The following is a 16,996-nucleotide window of genomic DNA, read 5'->3' as shown; positions in this document are numbered from 1 at the left end:
GCCTTACCGCGCCCGCACCGACATTTCTGGAAAGGGCGTGCACGATGTTTCCAACCCCCGTTGAAAAAACCTCGCGCGCCTGGCAGATCACCTATCAATCGCTACTGCCTGTGGTTCTTTTGATCTGGCTTTTGCCGCTGATTTCCATCGCGGTGTTTTCGATCAAACCCGATGCCGATTTCACCAGCGGCAATTATTGGGGCTGGCCCGGCAGCTTTGAGGGATTCACCAACTACGGCATGGTGTTTTTCGAATCCGACATGCCCCGCTATCTGATGAACTCCATCCTGATCACGGTGCCAACGGTAATTGGCTGCATCATCCTGTCATCAATGACCGGCTTTGCCTTGGGAATTTATAAATTCCGCTCGAACCTGTGGATATTCTTCATGTTTGTGGCGGGCAATTTCGTACCGTTTCAAATTCTGATGGTGCCGGTGCGCGATCTGACCCTGGATATGGGGCTGTATAATACCAAAACCGGACTGGTTTTGTTTCACATCGCGTTTCAAACCGGGTTCTGCACCCTGTTCATGCGCAATTTCATCCGCGCCCTGCCCTATGAATTGATCGAGGCGGCGCGCGTCGAAGGCGTGGCGGAATGGCGGATTTTCTGGTACGTCGTTCTGCCCCTGATGAAACCCGCACTCGCCGCCATGGCGGTTTTGGTGTTCACATTCATCTGGAACGATTATTTTTGGGCGGTGGTTTTGACCCAAGGGGTTGAATCACAACCTGTCACCGCCGGGATCACCAGTTTCAACGCCCAATATCGCGCCGCCTATCATTTGATGAGCGCGGGCAGCATCGTGGCCGCCCTGCCCCCGGTGGCGATGTTCTTCTTGATGCAGAAACACTTTATCGCCGGGCTGACCCTGGGCGCTGTGAAGTAAGGAAAACCATGACTTGTGGTAGAGTCCGCCATTGGCGGATAGATGTCGGCGGCCAGACCTTGGTTTTGGCCGCCCGCAACAATCGACTGCCTGAATGTGTGTATTGGGGCGGCGCGCTGCCTACGGGTGAGGATCTGGCCACCCTGGCTCGCGCCCACATGATCGACGTGACGGGCGGAATGCTCGATGCCAACCCCGACCTGTCAATCTGCCCCGAAGCGGCGCAGGGGTTTCCCGGCCAACCCGGCCTGATCCTGCGCGCAAACGACGGCACGCCGATCCGGCCGCAATTCCGCTTTGTTGGCGATGTACAGGCCGAGCGCACCCTGCGCCTGACCTATCGCGATGACGCGCACGGCATCCGGTATAACGCCAGCTTTGCCGCCGATCCCGAAACGCGGGTGATTGCCATTCAGGCCACCATCACATCCGATGTGCCGGTGCATCTGCACTGGTTGGCCGCGCCGGTTTTACCCGCGCCGCAACTGGCCGATGAAATGCTTGATGTATCGGGCCGGTGGTGTGGTGAGTTTCAGCTTAACGCCACCCCCTGGTCTGCGGGCATCCACAGCCGCGAAAACCGCACCGGGCGCACGGGCCACGAACATTTTCCCGGCCTGATCCTGCCCTGTCGCGGCGCCACCAACACCCAAGGCGCGGCGTTCGGGTTTCACTATGGCTGGTCGGGCGGGCACAAAATGATTGCCGAAGAACTGCCCGATGGGCGGCGGCAAGTGCAATTTGGCAATGCAACCGATACTGAGGGCGCAGGAACCACATTCCAGACCGCGCCGCTTTATATCACCTATTCCGATACCGGGCTGAATGGCATCGCCGTGGCATTTCAACGCCACCTGCGCGACCGGATCGTGACCTGGCCCCAGCCAGATCGCCCTCGCCCGGTGCATTACAACTGTTGGGAGGCAGTGTATTTCGATCACGATATCGACACCCTGAAAGACATCGCCAGCCGCGCCGCCGCTTTGGGCGCCGAACGGTTTGTGCTGGATGATGGCTGGTTCGGGCGGCGCGATGATGACACCACGTCGCTGGGCGATTGGCAGATTGATCCGCGCAAATACCCAGACGGCCTGACGCCGCTGATCGACCATGTGCACAGCGAAGGCATGACATTTGGCATCTGGTTTGAACCTGAAATGGTCAACCCCGACAGTGATCTGTATCGCGCCCATCCCGACTGGGCCTTGGGCGCGCCCGATCAAACCTTGGGCCGGCAACAGATGGTGCTTGATATGGCGCTGCCGCAGGTGCGCGATTACCTGTTCGACCAAATCGCGGCGGTGCTTTCGGCATATCCGGTGGATTACATCAAATGGGATCACAACCGGGTTTTGCCCACCCCCGATGCGGCGCAAACCCGGGGCACCTATGCCCTGATCGACCGGTTGCGCGCCGATTTCCCGATGGTTGAAATTGAAAGCTGTGCATCGGGCGGCGGGCGGATTGATTTTGGCATCCTGTCGCGCACACAGCGCGTGTGGCTGTCTGACAGCAACGATGCGTTGGAACGTCTGCGCATCCAACACAACGCCGCGCTGTTCCTGCCCATGGCGATCACCGGCAGCCATGTCGGCCCGCGCCACTGCCACACCTCGGGGCGGGTTCTTGATATCCGGTTTCGCGCCTGGGTGGCGGCACAGCGCCATATGGGGTTTGAAATGGACCCCCGCGAACTGACCAAGGACGAGGCGCGCGTGCTGCGCGATGTCACCACATGGTGGAAGACAAACCGCGATTGGATGTGTGCGGGCGACATTCTGCGCCTTGATAGCGCCGATCCAGCGGTGATTGCCGAACAACAGATCGCGCGCGATGGCAGCCGGTTTGTGGTCTTTGCGGGCAAGGCCGACACATCGGCGCAAATCTCGCCCCGTCCCTTGCGTCTGACGGCCCTTGAACCAACGGCGCAGTACCGCATCCATCTGAAAAACCGCGATGATGCCATCGCCCTGTCGCGCGGCACGCCGATTTTGAAAACCGAAGATATCACCGTTTCGGGCCGGTATCTGATGGATCACGGCCTGACCCTGCCGTGGAGTTTTCCGAACATGATCTGGGTGATCGAAGGAACCAAATTATGACTGCAACTTTCCCTGATCTTCGGGGCGCATCGGTGTTCATCACCGGCGGCGGTGCCGGCATCGGCGCGGCCCTGACCGACGGTTTCATGGCCCAGGGCGCGCGCGTCGCGTTTTTGCAACGCAGCGATGCCACCGCGTTTTGTGACGCGATGGAGGCAAAACACGGCACCCGCCCCTGGTTTCAACCCTGCGATGTCACCGATATTGCCGCGCTGCAATCCACCCTTGCCGACGCCGCGCGCGCCAACGGCCCGATCACCGTGTTGATCAACAATGCCGCCAGCGATCAGCGCCATAGCACGATGGATCTGACCCCCGAAGCTTGGGATCATCTGCAAAACATCAACCTGCGCCCTTTTGTGTTTGCGACCCAGGCGGTGGTGCCGGGGATGCGCGCCAATGGGGGCGGCGCGGTGATCAACATATCGTCAATCAGCTATATGATGGGGATGCACCAGATGCCCGCCTATACCACTGCCAAAGCAGGCATAAACGCCCTGACCCGCGCCCATGCCCGCGAATTTGGCACCGATAACATTCGGATCAACACCCTGACGCCAGGCATGGTTCTGACCGACCGGCAATTGGCCGAAGTGGTCAGCGAACCCGAAATTGAACGCCATATCGCCACCCAATGCCTGCCCGTGCGCTTTGGCCCCGATGCGGTGGTTGGCCCCGCGCTCTTCCTTGCGTCGGATGCGTCACGTATGATGACGGGACAGGCCCTTGTGGTGGATGGCGGCGTGGTGACAACAGGATGAGTGTTTCAGCAGAATGGATCGCGGTGGATTGGGGCACAACCCATTGCCGCGCTTGGGCGATGTCGGGCGATGGCCGCGTGTTGGATCAGGCGAAATCGGCCCAAGGCATGGGCGCACTGACCCGCGATGGGTATGAACCCGCGCTGTTGGCGATGATCGGCCCCTGGATCACAAACCGCACCGGCGAAAACCCGATTGAGGTGATTTGCTGTGGCATGGTCGGCGCGCGCCAGGGCTGGGCCGAGGCGGCCTATACCGCCGTGCCCTGCGCGCCGCTGTCGGGCAACCTGACCCGCGTAAAAACCCAAGACCCGCGCCTGTCGGTGGCCATTATCCCCGGATTGAAACAGAACAAACCCGCCGATGTGATGCGCGGCGAAGAAACCCAAGTGGCCGGGTTCATCGCCCTGAACCCGAAATTCGACGGTGTGCTGTGCCAGCCCGGCACCCACACCAAATGGGTGCATATCAGCGCCGGTGAGGTGGTCAGTTTTCAAACCGCAATGACCGGCGATATGTTTGCGGCGCTGTCAAACCATTCGGTCTTGCGCCATTCGGTGGGCGACGGATGGGACGATGCCGCGTTCGATGCGGCCCTGTCCGACACCCTGTCGCGGCCCGAAACCCTGGCCGCGCGCCTGTTTAACATCCGCGCCGAAGGCTTGTTGCATGGCCTGCCCAATGCCGCCGCCCGCGCCCGTCTGTCGGGTCTGTTGATCGGGGCCGAACTGGCCGCGACCCGGCCCTATTGGCTGGGCCAACAGGTGGCGTTGATCGGGGCCAACACCCTGTGCACCCATTACGCCACCGCCCTTGCCGCCCAAGGCATCACCGCCCAACGCACCGATGGCGACGCCCTGACCCAAGCGGGCCTGACTGCCGCCCACGCCCTTTTACAGGAGACCACACCATGAGCCGCCCCCTGATCGCCATCTTACGCGGAATCGACCCGACCGAGGCGGTGCCCGTGGCCGCCGCCCTGATTGAGGCCGGGATCACAAGGATCGAAGTGCCGCTCAACTCGCCCTCGCCTTATGACAGTATCGCGGCGATGGCCAAGGCGCACGGCGACGACGCCCTGATTGGCGCGGGCACGGTCCTGACCCCCGAACAGGTGGCGCAGGTCTATAATGTGGGGGGCAAATTGATCGTCTCGCCCAACCTTGACCACGAAGTGTTGCGCGCCACCAAGGTGATGGGAATGCAAAGTTTTCCCGGTGTCCTGACCCCGTCAGAATGTTTCGCCGCGCTGAAACACGGCGCCGACGGGATCAAGGTATTTCCGGCGTTCCAAATGGGCATTGAGGGGCTGAAAGCCCTGCGCGCCGTTCTGCCGGTGGAAACCCGGGTGTATATGGTGGGCGGCGTCGGCCCCGAAAATTTCCGCGATTGGCTGGCCGCCGGTGCCGAAGGGTTCGGCATCGGCAGCGCGCTTTATCGCCCCGGCGACAGCGTGGCCGACATCGCCGCACGCGCCCGAACCATGGTCAAAGCATTTGATGAGGCAACACAATGAACGTTTCAGTTTACGATCCAACCCCCTGCACCCTTGGCGAAGGCCCGCTGTGGCATCCCGGCCTGAACTGCCTGTTCTGGTTCGATATTGTCGGCAAACGGATGTATCAACGCCAGGGCGACACAACCCGCCAATGGCAATTCGATGACTACGTCAGCGCCGCTGGCTGGATCGACGATGACAATCTGCTGATCGCCAGCGCAACGCGCCTGTTCCAATTCACCCTCAGCACCGGCGATGAAAAAACCATCACCCCGCTTGAGGCCGACACCCCCACCACCCGGTCCAACGATGGCCGCGCCGACCCCTGGGGCGGATTCTGGATCGGGACGATGAACGTGGATGGCAGCCGCGAAGGCGGCGCGATCTACCGGTTTTACAAGGGCGAGTTGCGCCAGCTTTACGCGCCGATTTCCACACCCAATGCGATGTGTTTCGCGCTGGATGGCACACACGCCTATTTCACCGACACGCCCACCCGCATCGTGCAAAAGGTCGCGCTGGATGACGACGGTTGGCCCGCTGCCGACCCCGAACCATTTCTGGACCTGAATGATCAGGGGTTGAAACCCGATGGCGCCGTGATCGACGCGGATGGCAATCTGTGGCTGGCCTGCTGGGGGGCGGCGCAGGTGATCTGTTTCGCACCCGACGGGCGGCAAATCCGCGCCATCGATTTGCCCGCCGCGCAAACCACATGCCCGGCCTTTGGCGGCCCGGATATGCAAACGCTGTTCTGCACTTCGGCGGCGCGCGATGATGACGGGCCGGCCGCCGGCCAAACCTTTGCCGTGCCCGCCCCGACCAAGGGCCGGGCGGAACCTCAAATCAAACTCTGATCTTTTTCTTGCTAAAAATATCCAAATCCAACGCCACCAAATCGGACTGCCCATGACAAAACGCACCACCGGTGTCTGTTATTACCCCGAACATTGGCCCGAAACCCAATGGCCCGAGGATGCCGCGCGCATGGTCAACGCGGGGCTTTCATGGGTGCGGATCGGTGAATTCGCCTGGAGCCGGATTGAACCGCGCGAAGGGCAGTTCGATTTCGGCTGGCTCGACCGCGCCCTTGATGTGTTGGGCGCGGCGGGCCTTAGGGTAATCTTGGGCACGCCCACCGCCACGCCGCCCCTCTGGGTGGTCCAAAAACACCCGGATATGTTGGCGGTCGATGCAACGGGCCAGCCGCGCAAATTCGGCTCACGGCGGCACTATTGTTTTTCGCACCAAGGCTACCGCGATGAATGTTATCGCATCGTTACCCTGCTCGCTGAACGCTATGGCGTGCACCCCCATATTCATGCGTGGCAGATCGATAATGAATATGGCTGTCACGATACCACGCTCAGCTATTCCAGCGCCGCGCGCGACGGGTTTCGCGATTGGTGCGCCCAGCGCTATCAATCGGTCGATGCGCTGAACCGCGCCTGGGGCAATGTGTTCTGGTCAATGGAATACGACAGTATCGACGATATCGACCTGCCGAATCTGACAGTGACCGAGCCGAACCCAGCCCATGTCATGGCATTTCGCCGGTTCAGTTCCGATCAGGTGGTGGGGTTCAACAAACTTCAGGCCGATGTATTGCGCCGTCATACGTCCGCACCCCTGATCCATAATTACATGGGCCGGATATTGGATTTCGATCATTTCGATGTCGGGGCCGATCTTGATATCGCCTCATGGGACAGTTACCCAATCGGGTTCCTGTCTGACCGGCTTGAGGCATCGAACGATCACAAATCGCGGTTCCTGCGCCAGGGCGATCCTGACATGCAGGCGTTTCACCACGATCTGTACCGTGCAGTGGGCAAAGGCCGCTGGTGGGTGATGGAGCAACAGCCCGGCCCGGTTAATTGGGCCCCCTACAACCCCGCGCCCCTGCCCGGCATGGCCCGTCTTTGGGCGCATGAGGCGTTCGCCCACGGCGCCGAAACCGTGTGTTATTTCCGCTGGCGACAGGCCCCTTTTGCCCAGGAACAACAGCACGCCGGCCTGTTGCGCCCCGACAGTGCCGATGCCCCGGCCCTCGGCGAAGCCGCGCAAGTGGCGCAAGAATTGGCAGCTTTTCCCGACGCGGGCACAGCCACCGCCGATGTCGCCCTGTTGTTTGATTACCCATCGGCCTGGGCCTGGGAAGCACAACCTCAAGGCGCGGATTTTGATTATTTCCGCCTGACATTTGCCACCTACAAGGCCCTGCGCCGGGCCGGCCTGTCGGTGGATATTATCAACGCCAACAGCGATATCACCGCTTACAAACTTATCCTGGCCCCCGGCATCGCCACCTTGCCGGACACCCTTTTGAACCAATTGCCAAATTTCCAAGGCACCGCCCTGATCGGGCCGCGCACCAATTCCAAAACGCCCGAATTGTCGATTCCCGTTCCGTTGCCGCCCAATTTGCCGGGCCTGAACGCCAGTGTGGCGCTGGTTGAATCCCTGCCGCCCGGCACGGTGGTGCCCTTGGCCAATGGCGGGGCTTTTGCCCATTGGTTTGAACATCTGGAAACCGATTGCGCCAGCGAACTCACCAGTGATGGCAAGCCGGCCATCGCCAGCCGGAGCAAACTGCACTATCTTGCCGGGTGGCCCGATGACACTGCGTTTGATCGGCTGATAACCGGGGCCTGCGCCGCCGAAGCCATCAAAACCCTGTTCCTCCCCGACGGGCTGCGCCTGCGCGACACGGCCACACACCGGTTCTGGTTCAACTACGGCCCCGACCCAATCATGTTTCAGGGCATCACCCACCCGGCGGCAGGGGTCACATGGCAGGCCAGATAACCCCCTTTGGCACCCGCCCCGATGGCGCATCGGTTCACGCCATAACGCTGCGCTCAGACACCCTGCGCGCCACGGTTCTGACACAAGGCGCGGTTTTGCAATCGCTCTATCTGGCGGGGATAGAACACAGCCTGACCTTGGGCTTTCGCGATCTCGCGCCCTACCTTGGCGGCGGGGCCTATTTCGGCTGTGTGATCGCACCCGTGGCCAACCGGATTGGCGGAGCCATGGCGCAGATCGCGGGGCAAACCCACAGATTCGAGGCGAATGAAAACGCCAACACCCTGCACTCCGCCAGCGCCAGCAGCCATGCCGCGCTCTGGACCTTGGCCGATCACAGCGCGTCCCATGCCACCCTGACCCTGCGCCAACCCGATGGCGCGGGCGGATTTCCCGGCACCAAAGACATCACCGCCACCTACCGGCTGAGTGATGACACGCTGCACCTTGAAATCACTGCCACCACCGATGCGCCCACCTTGATGAATATCGCCCATCACGGATATTGGAATATGGATGGCACACCAACCTGGGCGGGCCACACAATGTGCATCAAGGCCGATCATATCTTGCCCACCACCGTCCAAAACCTGCCCACCGGGGCGGTTGAAACCCTCACCAACCACCCGCACGATTTTCGCCAGACCAAAACCATATCGCCCGGCGAACGCCCGCCGCTTGATCATAATTTCTGCCTTGCCACCCAACGCCGCGCCCTGACCCCGGCGCTCACCCTGACCGGCGTCAGCGGCACGCGGCTGGAACTGGCCACCACCGAACCCGGCCTTCAAATCTTCGACGCCGCGCCGATCAACACGGGCACCGCGCGCACGCTGCACGCCCATCCCTATGGCCCGCACTGCGGCTTGGCAATCGAGCCGCAATCCTGGCCCGATGCCCCAAATCATCCGCATTTTCCTGCCATCACCCTGACGCCAAACCAAACCTATCGCCAACACACCACGTTCCGGTTCAGCGCGCCGTGATCGGCTTTTCCTGCTGAAAATATCCGCGCCGCAGGCCACCGCCCAACGGGCGGTTCACGCGATCAAGGCCGCGCGCCGCGCACCTGTGTAAAACACCACGCCCAAAGCGATACCGGCCAGATTGACCCAAAGCGCGCCATCAAACATCCCGTGGGGCAACAGTGCCATGATCCCGGCCAGCGCCACCAACAGCCGCAGCACAGGCGGCAAGGGCCGCGCCAAATAGCCCACAATCGCCCCAGTGATCAGGTACACTCCGACCAATGCCGTGGCGACGGTGAACACCGAATCGTACCACACCGCATTCAGCAGCATCGCGGGCGAGGTCACAAACAGGAACGGTACCAAGAACGCGGGCCAGGCAATGCGCACCGCCTCAAATCCGGTGCGCATGGGCGGTGATCCGGCCATATTGGCGGCCACAAAGGCCGCAATCGCCACCGGCGGTGTCAACATCGACAGCATCCCGAAATACAGCACAAACAGATGCGCCGCCATCGGGTTCAACCCCAGTTCGATCAGCGGCGGCGCGGCCAAAGACGCCAGCAACAAATAAACCCCAACCGTGGGCAGGCCCATGCCCATGACGATGCACACAATCGCGGTGACCATCAGCAACAGAAACAGCGACGATTTGCCAAGCTGGACCAGGAAAAACCCCATGCCGAACGACAGGCCCGACCGCGCCACAAGCCCGATGATCATGCCGGCAATCGCGGTGATCAAAACAATCTCAACCGCCGCGCGACCCGATGTCACCAGAACGCGCCACAGATCGGCCCAGTTGATCCGCCGCCCGTCATAGGTGCGCAGCAACGACAGCACGAACAAAACCGCCACCGCGTAAAGCGCCGCCGTTTCGGGGCGCAGGTTAAAGGCAAACAACCCGCCCAACAGCACCACAAACGGCACCAGAATGAACCAGCCCCGGCGCATCACCTGGGCGGCGGGCGGAATCCGGTCTTCGGGGACGCGGGCAATATTGCGCCGCCCTGCCTCAAGATCGGCGAAAATAAACAGGCTGACGTAAAACAACAGCGATGGCACGATGGCGGCAATCACCACTTCGCCATAGCTGACTTGCAGGTTTTCGGCCAACAGGAACGCCGCTGCGCCCATGATCGGCGGCATCAACTGGCCTCCGGTGCTGGCGGCGGCCTCAATCGCGGCGGCGGTTTTGGGTTTGTATCCGCCGTCTTTCATCAGCGGAATCGTGATGGCGCCGGTCGAGGCCACGTTCGACACGGCCGATCCAGAGATTGAACCGAAAAATGCCGAGCCGAGAATCGCGATCTTTCCCGCGCCACCACGTTTGCGCCCGGTCAGCGCCAGCGAGATGTCTGAGAAAAACGCCGACCCGCCCGAGGCCAACAGCAGTTGCGCCAAAACTAAAAACGGCACCACAACCGTTACCGCGATATAGAGTGCAGCGCCGGTGAGCGAGGCAGAATCAAGGATTAAAAAGGTCAGCAACCGATCCGGCTTGATCGAACGTGATTGAAGTGGCCCGGTCAGTTCACTTGAAAACAGCGCATAAAGACACACCGCCGCAAGAATCACGATCAATGCCCAACCCATAGAGCGGCGCACGCCTTCGATCAGCAGAACAAACCCGATGGCCGAGATGATCAGCGCTTCAACCGGGTGATAAAACACGTTCTGCGACAGAACCGGAAAGCGCACCATCAGATACGCCCCCAGGCTCAGTGCGGCGATGGCCAATGCCCAATCCAATCGGTTGGGCGGGCGCGCCACACCTTTGCGCGCCGGGCGGGTGACAAATGTAATCGCCAGCGCCAAGGCCAGCGCGACAATCAACACCTGTTCGGAATAGATGCGCCAGCCGATCCACAACGGCAGGCTGGACGACCAGACAATGGCGGTGAGCGTCAGAAGGGCGGCCATCATCGCCACAAATGCGCCCAGACGTGGCGAAGGAAGGGCGCCGCGTTGCACTGTTTTTTCCGCCATTTCGCCGCCCTCCCGTTTCACCGCTTAGCGGTTCCAGACGCCCATTTCTTCGTAGAATCTGATCGCGCCGGGGTGGTATTCCAGCCCATTGTCCTTGCCCATCTGTTCCTTTTCAAAACCCAGCCAGAATGGCCCACCGGCCAACAGATCGGCCTCTTTTTCCCACAGGGCCTTTACCGCCGTATAAACCATGTCATCGGGCACATCGGCCCCGGCAAAAAAGGTATAGTCGAACACATTCACATTGGTTGGCCCGTCGATCCCGGGAATCCCGCTGTCGGTGTCCAGGGTTTGCAAATAGGCTTGGGGTAAAAATTCGGTCATCGCCGCCTGTGCTTCGGGCGAATCGTCATAGGACAGGTATTTGATGCCGAATGTCGCATCATATTCGCGGCTGTTGGCGGCCCCCACCACAACGATGGTCACATCGGTGCTGCCTTCGGCAAAGCTGGCCCACATGCGCGGGAAATTCGGCACGGCCACGCCTTCCACGTCGTCCATAGTCAGCCCGCCATTGGCCAGATACGCCTTGGTGATGAAATCGCCCAGCGCGCCTTGGGTGAATACCGGCGCGCGCTTGCCCTTCAGGTCAGCAATGGAGTTGATGCCGCTGTCTTCGCGCACGACATATCCGTTTCGAAACGGCATCAATGTGGCCACCATGCGCAGGTTCGGGTTTGGCCGCCCCTCTGACATGCCCGTGCCGTTCACCGCATAGGTATATTGCACCACATTGGCGATGCCGAATTCCAACTCACCGGCGTTGACCAGGGGGATATAATCGGCAGTGTTGGCCAATTCCTGTGGCCTTACCTGAAGGCTGGATGCCTCGGAAATGGCCGCCGACATGGTGCGCCCAATCTGGCTGGTGCCCCCGGTTGCGGTGGATCCGACAGCGGCGATTTGCGCGCTTGCGGTTGTGGCCGCCAGGGCAAAGGCCCCGGCCAGAACTGCTGTGAATTTCATTATCATTCTCCCCGTTGTTTTTTAGTGTTTCTCGAACAGTGGCCCATGGCCGGTAAACTGATCGTTGATCTGATTGGCCCGCAGGGCGTGCCAATAGGTGGCGGCGTTGATCGCAACAAAGGGTTTGCCCTTGGCCACCTCAAGTTCGCGGCACAGTCCCACCATCGACAGGTTGGTGCCCACCTGAACAAAGGCATCAATGCTGTCATCGTCCATTTCATCGACGATGGCGCGCAATGTGTCGGGCTGCACCTGGGCAATCGCCACCGGGCTGGGGCATTTCAGGCCGCGAAACTTGGCCACATCAAACCCGCAATCCTGAAAAAACCGGGTGACGTTTTTGTCTGACACCGGAAAATACGGCGAAATCACCGCGATGCGTTTGGCCCCGGTGGTGTTTAACGCCGCCTCACAGGCGAAACTGCCCGCCGAAACGCCCACGCCGCAATAATCGGCCAATTCTTGCATCCGCTTTTCACTGGCCGCGCGCCCATCCCAGAACATCAACGCCGACATGCCCATGATCAGGTAATCGGGTTCGCATGTCATACAGCGATCCACCGCCGCGTTCAGCGTCGCGCCGATGGCATCGACCAGGGCAACAAAATCGGCGTCATTGCTGACCTTCATGTTTGGCACATGGATGCGGCCAAAATGATTGGTCACACCGTCGGGGCGAAACGCCTCCATATCCGGTTGAACGATGGTGTTTGTGCTGGGTGCGACCACTGCGAATTTGCGCCGCCACCCCAATGCGTCTTTTGCCATTCTCCCCCCTTTTCATGTCCTAGCATCGCGCCCTGCGACATTCTGTCAAGAATTTGTCTGGACAAATTTAAAATTGTTTGTCCTGCAGCGATAAATTTGTGCGATGCACGTAACGCTCGCCCCCAAGGTGCCAGTTGAACGTGGCAATCAGCGTACCCTGGGCCGAGGCATAGCGGCGGAGAATACGCAGACTGACAGCGCCCCGCGCCTGGCCCAATGCCTCTGACACCCGGCCCGGCATTGGCAGGGCCTGGGTGTCTTGGGTTGCCTCGATTACCGGTTCACCCGCGGCTTTGGACAGTGCGCCATAGATCGGCCCAACCGCCGCCGCCGGATCGGGCAAATGCGGCTGCATCCGCAGGGGCATATAGCTTTCCAAAAGGCACAGCGGCGCACCGCCCCCGGGTGCAAACCGGCGGGCGCGGAAGAACGCCCAAGGTTCGCCCTGACTGCCGCCCACCTGGCCTGCGGTCCGGGCGTCTAGAACAACCGTGTCTTGGGTCATCACCTCGATCCAGGTGTCGCGGGCATATTGGTTTAACTCATCCACCGACCGGTAATGTTGCACCAACACGCCGCCCGGTTGTGTGGCCACCACCCGGCTGCCGGCCCCTTGGGTGCGTTCGACCAACCCATCGTCCTGCAACCGGCGCAGTGCCTCGCGCACGGTGAACCGGCTGGAATCAAACCGGCGGCACAGTTCCGCTTCGGAAGGAAGGTTTTGCCCAATCGGCACCACGCCGGCCACGATATCCTGGCGCAGGGCGCGCATGATTTCCACGTATCGCGGGGTGCGCACTTGTTTGCGCGCGGCCCCGGTTTCGCGGGCGATATTCATTTCACCGCATCCAGATCGCGCAGGGATTGCAGCATCGATGATTTCATCACATAGGCCTTGTGCGCCACCGGATCGGCCACGGTCTTGCGCAATTCGTCGTGATAGGCCGCGCGCTTGGCCGGATCGGTTTCGTTCAACACAGTGCGGTTGCGCAATGCCTGGGCCTGCACCGTTTCAATCGCCACCTTGCGGCGTTGCCGTTCATACCGGCCCATCAGATCCGGATCGGCGCCCTGCCAGACCTGTGCCAATTTATCGGTCAGGTTCATCGCATCGTGAATACCGCCATTCATCCCCATGCCGCCCAAGGGGTTGTTCAGATGCGCCGCATCCCCGGCCAGAAATATCCGCCCATGGACATATTTATCGGCCACCCGTTCATGTACGCGGTAGGCGGTTTTGTGTTCAATTTCATAGGGCTGGGGTTGTGGCAAAACCTGTTGCAACCGCGCCTCAATCGTCGCCGGGTCAAGGATTTGTTCATCGCTTTGATTAGGGTCGGTCGGCAACAGCACCCGCCACAGGGTGGGCGTGCGCAACAGCACCAACCATTCGGTCGGGTCGGTGATATAGGCGATATTCGCCAAACCCTCCATCGCCTTATCGTATCGAAACGGCGTGGACATCGACAGGAAGATTTCGGGAATCGTCATGCCCTCAAAATTCACCGGCAATTGTTTGCGCACGACCGAGCGCGCCCCATCCGCCCCGATCAGATAGCGCCCGCGCACCTGTTCGATGCTACCATCGGGGCGGGTGCCGGTGACGGTGACATGATCGCCGTCTTGCGCCACTTCGGTCACTTCGAAATCGCGCAGGAAAATGCCGTCGGGGTGGGCTTCGACCCGCTCGCGGGCGTGTTCTGTCAACTTCCATTGTTCGCATTGCAACCGGTACGGGTGATCGGTTTCATCAGCCAACAGGCCCAGATCGAAATCGGCAATCACCCCCGCCTTGCGGTCGCGAAACTGCCAGATCGGGCATTTCAAACCGCGTTCAATCAACGGCGCGGCCAAATCCAGCGTCGCCAGAAAATCCAGGGTTGGCGGATGAAACGTCGAGGCGCGCAAATCAATTGGCAGCTCTGGTGATGCCTCAAGCAGGGTCACCGGAATGCCACGGGCCAACAAGGCCACCGTTGCCACCAACCCCACCGGCCCGGCCCCTGCCACCAATACCCGATTTGTTTCATCTGCCATGGCGTCTCTCCGTTTTCATGGGGCAAGCGTACGGCGTGGCCGCGCTGCGTCAAGGAAAAATTTGTCTGGACAAGTTTTCGTTTCTGGAAAACTCTGTGGCAAAGCAAAGGACGGGATATGACGTATCAACGACATCTTGTCGCCCTTGGCGGCTGTGGCGGGTTGGGCCGCGATCTGACGGCGCGCGCTGTGCAAGATGGCTGGCGGGTCACAGTTCTTGACCTGCCCGCGTCGCTTGCCGCGCATCCCCCGCCGGGCGAGCGCCGCGCGATTGATCTGCGCGATCCGGCCAGTGTGACGGCAGCGTTTGATGGGTTGGGCGCGATAGACGGGTTCGTGAACCTGTCAGGGTTCATGTCGCCCAACGCCCCGTTGGAAACCACCGATATCGACACGTTTGACGAGGTGCTATCGGGCAACTTTCGCGGTGCATTCCTGGCCGCACAGGCCGCCGCGCCGCTGTTGCGGTTGGGCCGCACCCCGGCGATGGTCACGGTGGTGTCGGGCCTGGCCGCCGCCGTGCGGGCGGGTTTCGGCCCGTATGGCGCGGCCAAGGCGGCGATGGTGCATATGACCAAGACATTGGCGTTGGAACTGGCCCCGGATATCCGTGTGAACGCCGTGGCCCCCGCCGCCGTGGATACGGCGTTTTTGCGTGGCGGCACCGGGCGGGCGAAACAAGACAACACATTGAACCTAAATGCTTATACCGCCAGCATCCCGTTGGGCCGCTTGGCCGAACCACCCGATATTACCGGGCCGATCCTGTTCCTGCTTGGCCCTGACAGCGCATTCATGACCGGGCAAACCCTGTGGATCAATGGCGGGGGATACATGCCATGACAGTGCAAAACCGAACCGTTCTGATCACCGGTGGCGCGCGGGGTCTGGGCCGTGAAATGGCGCTGGCCCTGGCAGATGCAGGCGCGCGCGTTTGCATTACCGGCCGTCGCGACAGCACCGCCTTGCGCGATACCGCCACACAGCTTGGCGCGCACGGTCACAGCCTGATCGCCGATGTGAGTGACCCGGAGCAGGCCCAACAAAGCGTGGAGGATGCCGCGCAAGCCATCGGCCCGATTGATGTATTGATCAACAATGCCGGGGTTGGGATGCGGCTGATTTCCGAAACGTTCAACACCGAATCCACCAAGTTTTGGCAGGCTGACCCCGATGCCTGGCAACAGATCGTCCAAACCAATGTGAACGGGCCGTTCCTGATGACCCGCGCGGTGGTGCCGGGAATGATTGCGCGCGGTTTTGGCAAGATCATCAATATTTCCACCAGCGATCAAACCATGGTGCGGCGCGGCTATGCCCCCTATGGCCCGTCCAAGGCGTTTCTTGAGGCGGCATCGCGCATCTGGGCACAGGATTTGGCCGGAACCGGCGTGGATGTGAATGTGCTATTGCCGGGCGGCGCGGCGGATACCGATTTATTGCCGCCTTCGGCGGATAAAAAGGGGGCAGATGGCAACCTTTTGTCGCCCGATATAATGCGCGCGCCGATTGTTTGGTTGGCATCAGATGCCAGCAACGGCCACACCGGCGAACGCTATATCGCGCGGCTGTGGGATGACCCCGATGCCGCGCGCGATCCGGGCACGGCCAAGCCGAAAATCATGTAACCCGCTGATTATTCGATAAGTTCGATTATAGCGGAATTTCGCGCCAGGCACCGGGGGCCAGACCCTCCAAGGTATGCGCGCCGATGCGCCAGCGAACCAGCCGCAAACAGGGCAAACCCACATGGGCGCACATCCGGCGCACCTGTCGATTGCGCCCTTCGCGAATGGTCAGTTGCAGCCAAGAATCCGGCACCGTTTTACGAAACCGCACTGGCGGATCACGCGGTGGCACATCGGGCGGGTCCATGGCCGAAACCTGGGCCGGGCGGGTCACCCCATCTTTCAAGGCAACGCCTTTGGCCAAAGCGGCCAACGCCGCGTCGCTGACCACCCCTTCAACCTGTGCGAAATAGGTTTTTGCCGTGCCGCTGCTGGTTATTTTCGCCTGCAAACGCCCATCATCGGTCAGCAGCAATAAACCTTCGCTGTCGCGATCCAGACGGCCTGCGGCATAAACCCCGCCAGGCAGCCCAAAGCGCGACAAGCCCGGCCACTTTCCCTCATCCGTGAACTGGCTGAGGGTGTTCATCGGTTTGTGAAACGCGATCAGCATCGGGGCGATCCGGCCGGAACCGTTT

The 16,996-nt window shown here is 60.9% G+C and carries 16 protein-coding genes; 10 read left to right on the top strand and 6 right to left on the bottom strand.

The features are described from left to right. The first annotated feature begins 44 nt into the window (after nucleotides 1–44). Genes C8265_RS13255 through C8265_RS13220 form a run of 8 tightly spaced genes read left to right on the top strand, consistent with a single transcriptional unit; the run spans nucleotide 45 to nucleotide 9,048 of the window. The gene (locus C8265_RS13255; protein ID WP_108484491.1) at nucleotides 45–893 is read left to right on the top strand and encodes a carbohydrate ABC transporter permease; all 849 of its coding nucleotides are present in this window, start codon (nucleotides 45–47) and stop codon (nucleotides 891–893) included. Nucleotides 894–901: 8 nt separating this feature from the next. After that, nucleotides 902–2,995: an alpha-galactosidase gene (locus C8265_RS13250; protein ID WP_108484490.1), complete on the top strand. Its 2,094-nt coding sequence runs from the start codon at nucleotides 902–904 to the stop codon at nucleotides 2,993–2,995. Further along, nucleotides 2,992–3,756, top strand: a complete 765-nt coding sequence (locus C8265_RS13245) for an SDR family NAD(P)-dependent oxidoreductase (RefSeq protein WP_108484489.1) — start codon at nucleotides 2,992–2,994, stop codon at nucleotides 3,754–3,756. Before C8265_RS13250 ends, C8265_RS13245 begins: the two co-directional genes overlap by 4 nt. After that, nucleotides 3,753–4,670 carry a 2-dehydro-3-deoxygalactonokinase gene (locus C8265_RS13240; protein WP_108484488.1) on the top strand — a complete coding sequence of 306 codons (918 nt, stop codon included), beginning with the start codon at nucleotides 3,753–3,755 and terminating at the stop codon, nucleotides 4,668–4,670. Before C8265_RS13245 ends, C8265_RS13240 begins: the two co-directional genes overlap by 4 nt. Continuing rightward, on the top strand, nucleotides 4,667–5,272 hold the full coding sequence (locus tag C8265_RS13235) for a 2-dehydro-3-deoxy-6-phosphogalactonate aldolase (RefSeq protein WP_108484487.1): 606 nt from the start codon (nucleotides 4,667–4,669) through the stop codon (nucleotides 5,270–5,272). Before C8265_RS13240 ends, C8265_RS13235 begins: the two co-directional genes overlap by 4 nt. Beyond that, a complete protein-coding gene (locus C8265_RS13230) occupies nucleotides 5,269–6,111 on the top strand; it encodes an SMP-30/gluconolactonase/LRE family protein (protein WP_108484486.1) in 843 nt (280 codons plus the stop codon). The genes C8265_RS13235 and C8265_RS13230 overlap by 4 nt, the downstream gene beginning before the upstream one ends. A gap of 52 nt (nucleotides 6,112–6,163) precedes the next feature. Then, nucleotides 6,164–8,062: a beta-galactosidase gene (locus C8265_RS13225; protein ID WP_108484485.1), complete on the top strand. Its 1,899-nt coding sequence runs from the start codon at nucleotides 6,164–6,166 to the stop codon at nucleotides 8,060–8,062. Then, the gene (locus C8265_RS13220; RefSeq protein ID WP_108484484.1) at nucleotides 8,047–9,048 is read left to right on the top strand and encodes an aldose epimerase family protein; all 1,002 of its coding nucleotides are present in this window, start codon (nucleotides 8,047–8,049) and stop codon (nucleotides 9,046–9,048) included. Before C8265_RS13225 ends, C8265_RS13220 begins: the two co-directional genes overlap by 16 nt. 54 nt (nucleotides 9,049–9,102) lie before the next feature. On the opposite strand, the gene C8265_RS13215 is transcribed toward C8265_RS13220, so the two are convergent. The 5 genes from C8265_RS13215 to C8265_RS13195 form a co-directional block, all read right to left on the bottom strand. After that, nucleotides 9,103–11,019, bottom strand: coding sequence for a TRAP transporter permease (locus tag C8265_RS13215; RefSeq protein WP_108484483.1), 1,917 nt, complete (start codon nucleotides 11,017–11,019; stop codon nucleotides 9,103–9,105). 24 nt (nucleotides 11,020–11,043) lie between these two features. Then, nucleotides 11,044–11,985, bottom strand: coding sequence for a TAXI family TRAP transporter solute-binding subunit (locus tag C8265_RS13210; RefSeq protein ID WP_164512330.1), 942 nt, complete (start codon nucleotides 11,983–11,985; stop codon nucleotides 11,044–11,046). A gap of 21 nt (nucleotides 11,986–12,006) precedes the next feature. Beyond that, nucleotides 12,007–12,753 carry a maleate cis-trans isomerase family protein gene (locus tag C8265_RS13205; RefSeq protein ID WP_108484481.1) on the bottom strand — a complete coding sequence of 249 codons (747 nt, stop codon included), beginning with the start codon at nucleotides 12,751–12,753 and terminating at the stop codon, nucleotides 12,007–12,009. Nucleotides 12,754–12,820: 67 nt separating this feature from the next. Then, on the bottom strand, nucleotides 12,821–13,591 hold the full coding sequence (locus C8265_RS13200) for a GntR family transcriptional regulator (RefSeq protein WP_108484480.1): 771 nt from the start codon (nucleotides 13,589–13,591) through the stop codon (nucleotides 12,821–12,823). Continuing rightward, entirely contained in the window at nucleotides 13,588–14,790 is a 1,203-nt protein-coding gene (locus tag C8265_RS13195) for an FAD-dependent oxidoreductase (RefSeq protein ID WP_108484479.1), read from the bottom strand. Before C8265_RS13195 ends, C8265_RS13200 begins: the two co-directional genes overlap by 4 nt. Before the next feature lie 117 nt (nucleotides 14,791–14,907). Between C8265_RS13195 and C8265_RS13190 the strand changes: the two genes are divergently transcribed. Both C8265_RS13190 and C8265_RS13185 read left to right on the top strand, forming a co-directional pair. Next, entirely contained in the window at nucleotides 14,908–15,633 is a 726-nt protein-coding gene (locus tag C8265_RS13190; RefSeq protein WP_108484478.1) for an SDR family NAD(P)-dependent oxidoreductase, read from the top strand. Beyond that, complete coding sequence (locus C8265_RS13185) at nucleotides 15,630–16,418, top strand: SDR family NAD(P)-dependent oxidoreductase (RefSeq protein ID WP_108484477.1); 789 nt, start codon at nucleotides 15,630–15,632, stop codon at nucleotides 16,416–16,418. Before C8265_RS13190 ends, C8265_RS13185 begins: the two co-directional genes overlap by 4 nt. Nucleotides 16,419–16,443: 25 nt before the next feature. On the opposite strand, the gene C8265_RS13180 is transcribed toward C8265_RS13185, so the two are convergent. Next, a complete protein-coding gene (locus C8265_RS13180; protein ID WP_108484476.1) occupies nucleotides 16,444–16,971 on the bottom strand; it encodes a pseudouridine synthase in 528 nt (175 codons plus the stop codon). Nucleotides 16,972–16,996: the final 25 nt, after the last annotated feature.

Source organism: Oceaniglobus ichthyenteri (genome assembly GCF_003057885.1).
Classification (GTDB): Bacteria; Pseudomonadota; Alphaproteobacteria; order Rhodobacterales; family Rhodobacteraceae; genus Oceaniglobus; species Oceaniglobus ichthyenteri.
Note: the sequence above shows the minus strand (reverse complement) of the source record. Positions and strands in the feature narration are given on the sequence as shown.

Bases quoted from the DNA above. Each gene is read 5' to 3' on its own strand.
- C8265_RS13255 (WP_108484491.1), top strand. From the start codon at position 45: ATGTTTCCAACCCCCGTTGAAAAAACCTCGCGCGCCTGGCAGATCACC.
- C8265_RS13250 (WP_108484490.1), top strand. From the start codon at position 902: ATGACTTGTGGTAGAGTCCGCCATTGGCGGATAGATGTCGGCGGCCAG.
- C8265_RS13245 (WP_108484489.1), top strand. From the start codon at position 2,992: ATGACTGCAACTTTCCCTGATCTTCGGGGCGCATCGGTGTTCATCACC.
- C8265_RS13240 (WP_108484488.1), top strand. From the start codon at position 3,753: ATGAGTGTTTCAGCAGAATGGATCGCGGTGGATTGGGGCACAACCCAT.
- C8265_RS13235 (WP_108484487.1), top strand. From the start codon at position 4,667: ATGAGCCGCCCCCTGATCGCCATCTTACGCGGAATCGACCCGACCGAG.
- C8265_RS13230 (WP_108484486.1), top strand. From the start codon at position 5,269: ATGAACGTTTCAGTTTACGATCCAACCCCCTGCACCCTTGGCGAAGGC.
- C8265_RS13225 (WP_108484485.1), top strand. From the start codon at position 6,164: ATGACAAAACGCACCACCGGTGTCTGTTATTACCCCGAACATTGGCCC.
- C8265_RS13220 (WP_108484484.1), top strand. From the start codon at position 8,047: ATGGCAGGCCAGATAACCCCCTTTGGCACCCGCCCCGATGGCGCATCG.
- C8265_RS13215 (WP_108484483.1), bottom strand. From the start codon at position 11,019: ATGGCGGAAAAAACAGTGCAACGCGGCGCCCTTCCTTCGCCACGTCTG.
- C8265_RS13210 (WP_164512330.1), bottom strand. From the start codon at position 11,985: ATGAAATTCACAGCAGTTCTGGCCGGGGCCTTTGCCCTGGCGGCCACA.
- C8265_RS13205 (WP_108484481.1), bottom strand. From the start codon at position 12,753: ATGGCAAAAGACGCATTGGGGTGGCGGCGCAAATTCGCAGTGGTCGCA.
- C8265_RS13200 (WP_108484480.1), bottom strand. From the start codon at position 13,591: ATGAATATCGCCCGCGAAACCGGGGCCGCGCGCAAACAAGTGCGCACC.
- C8265_RS13195 (WP_108484479.1), bottom strand. From the start codon at position 14,790: ATGGCAGATGAAACAAATCGGGTATTGGTGGCAGGGGCCGGGCCGGTG.
- C8265_RS13190 (WP_108484478.1), top strand. From the start codon at position 14,908: ATGACGTATCAACGACATCTTGTCGCCCTTGGCGGCTGTGGCGGGTTG.
- C8265_RS13185 (WP_108484477.1), top strand. From the start codon at position 15,630: ATGACAGTGCAAAACCGAACCGTTCTGATCACCGGTGGCGCGCGGGGT.
- C8265_RS13180 (WP_108484476.1), bottom strand. From the start codon at position 16,971: ATGCTGATCGCGTTTCACAAACCGATGAACACCCTCAGCCAGTTCACG.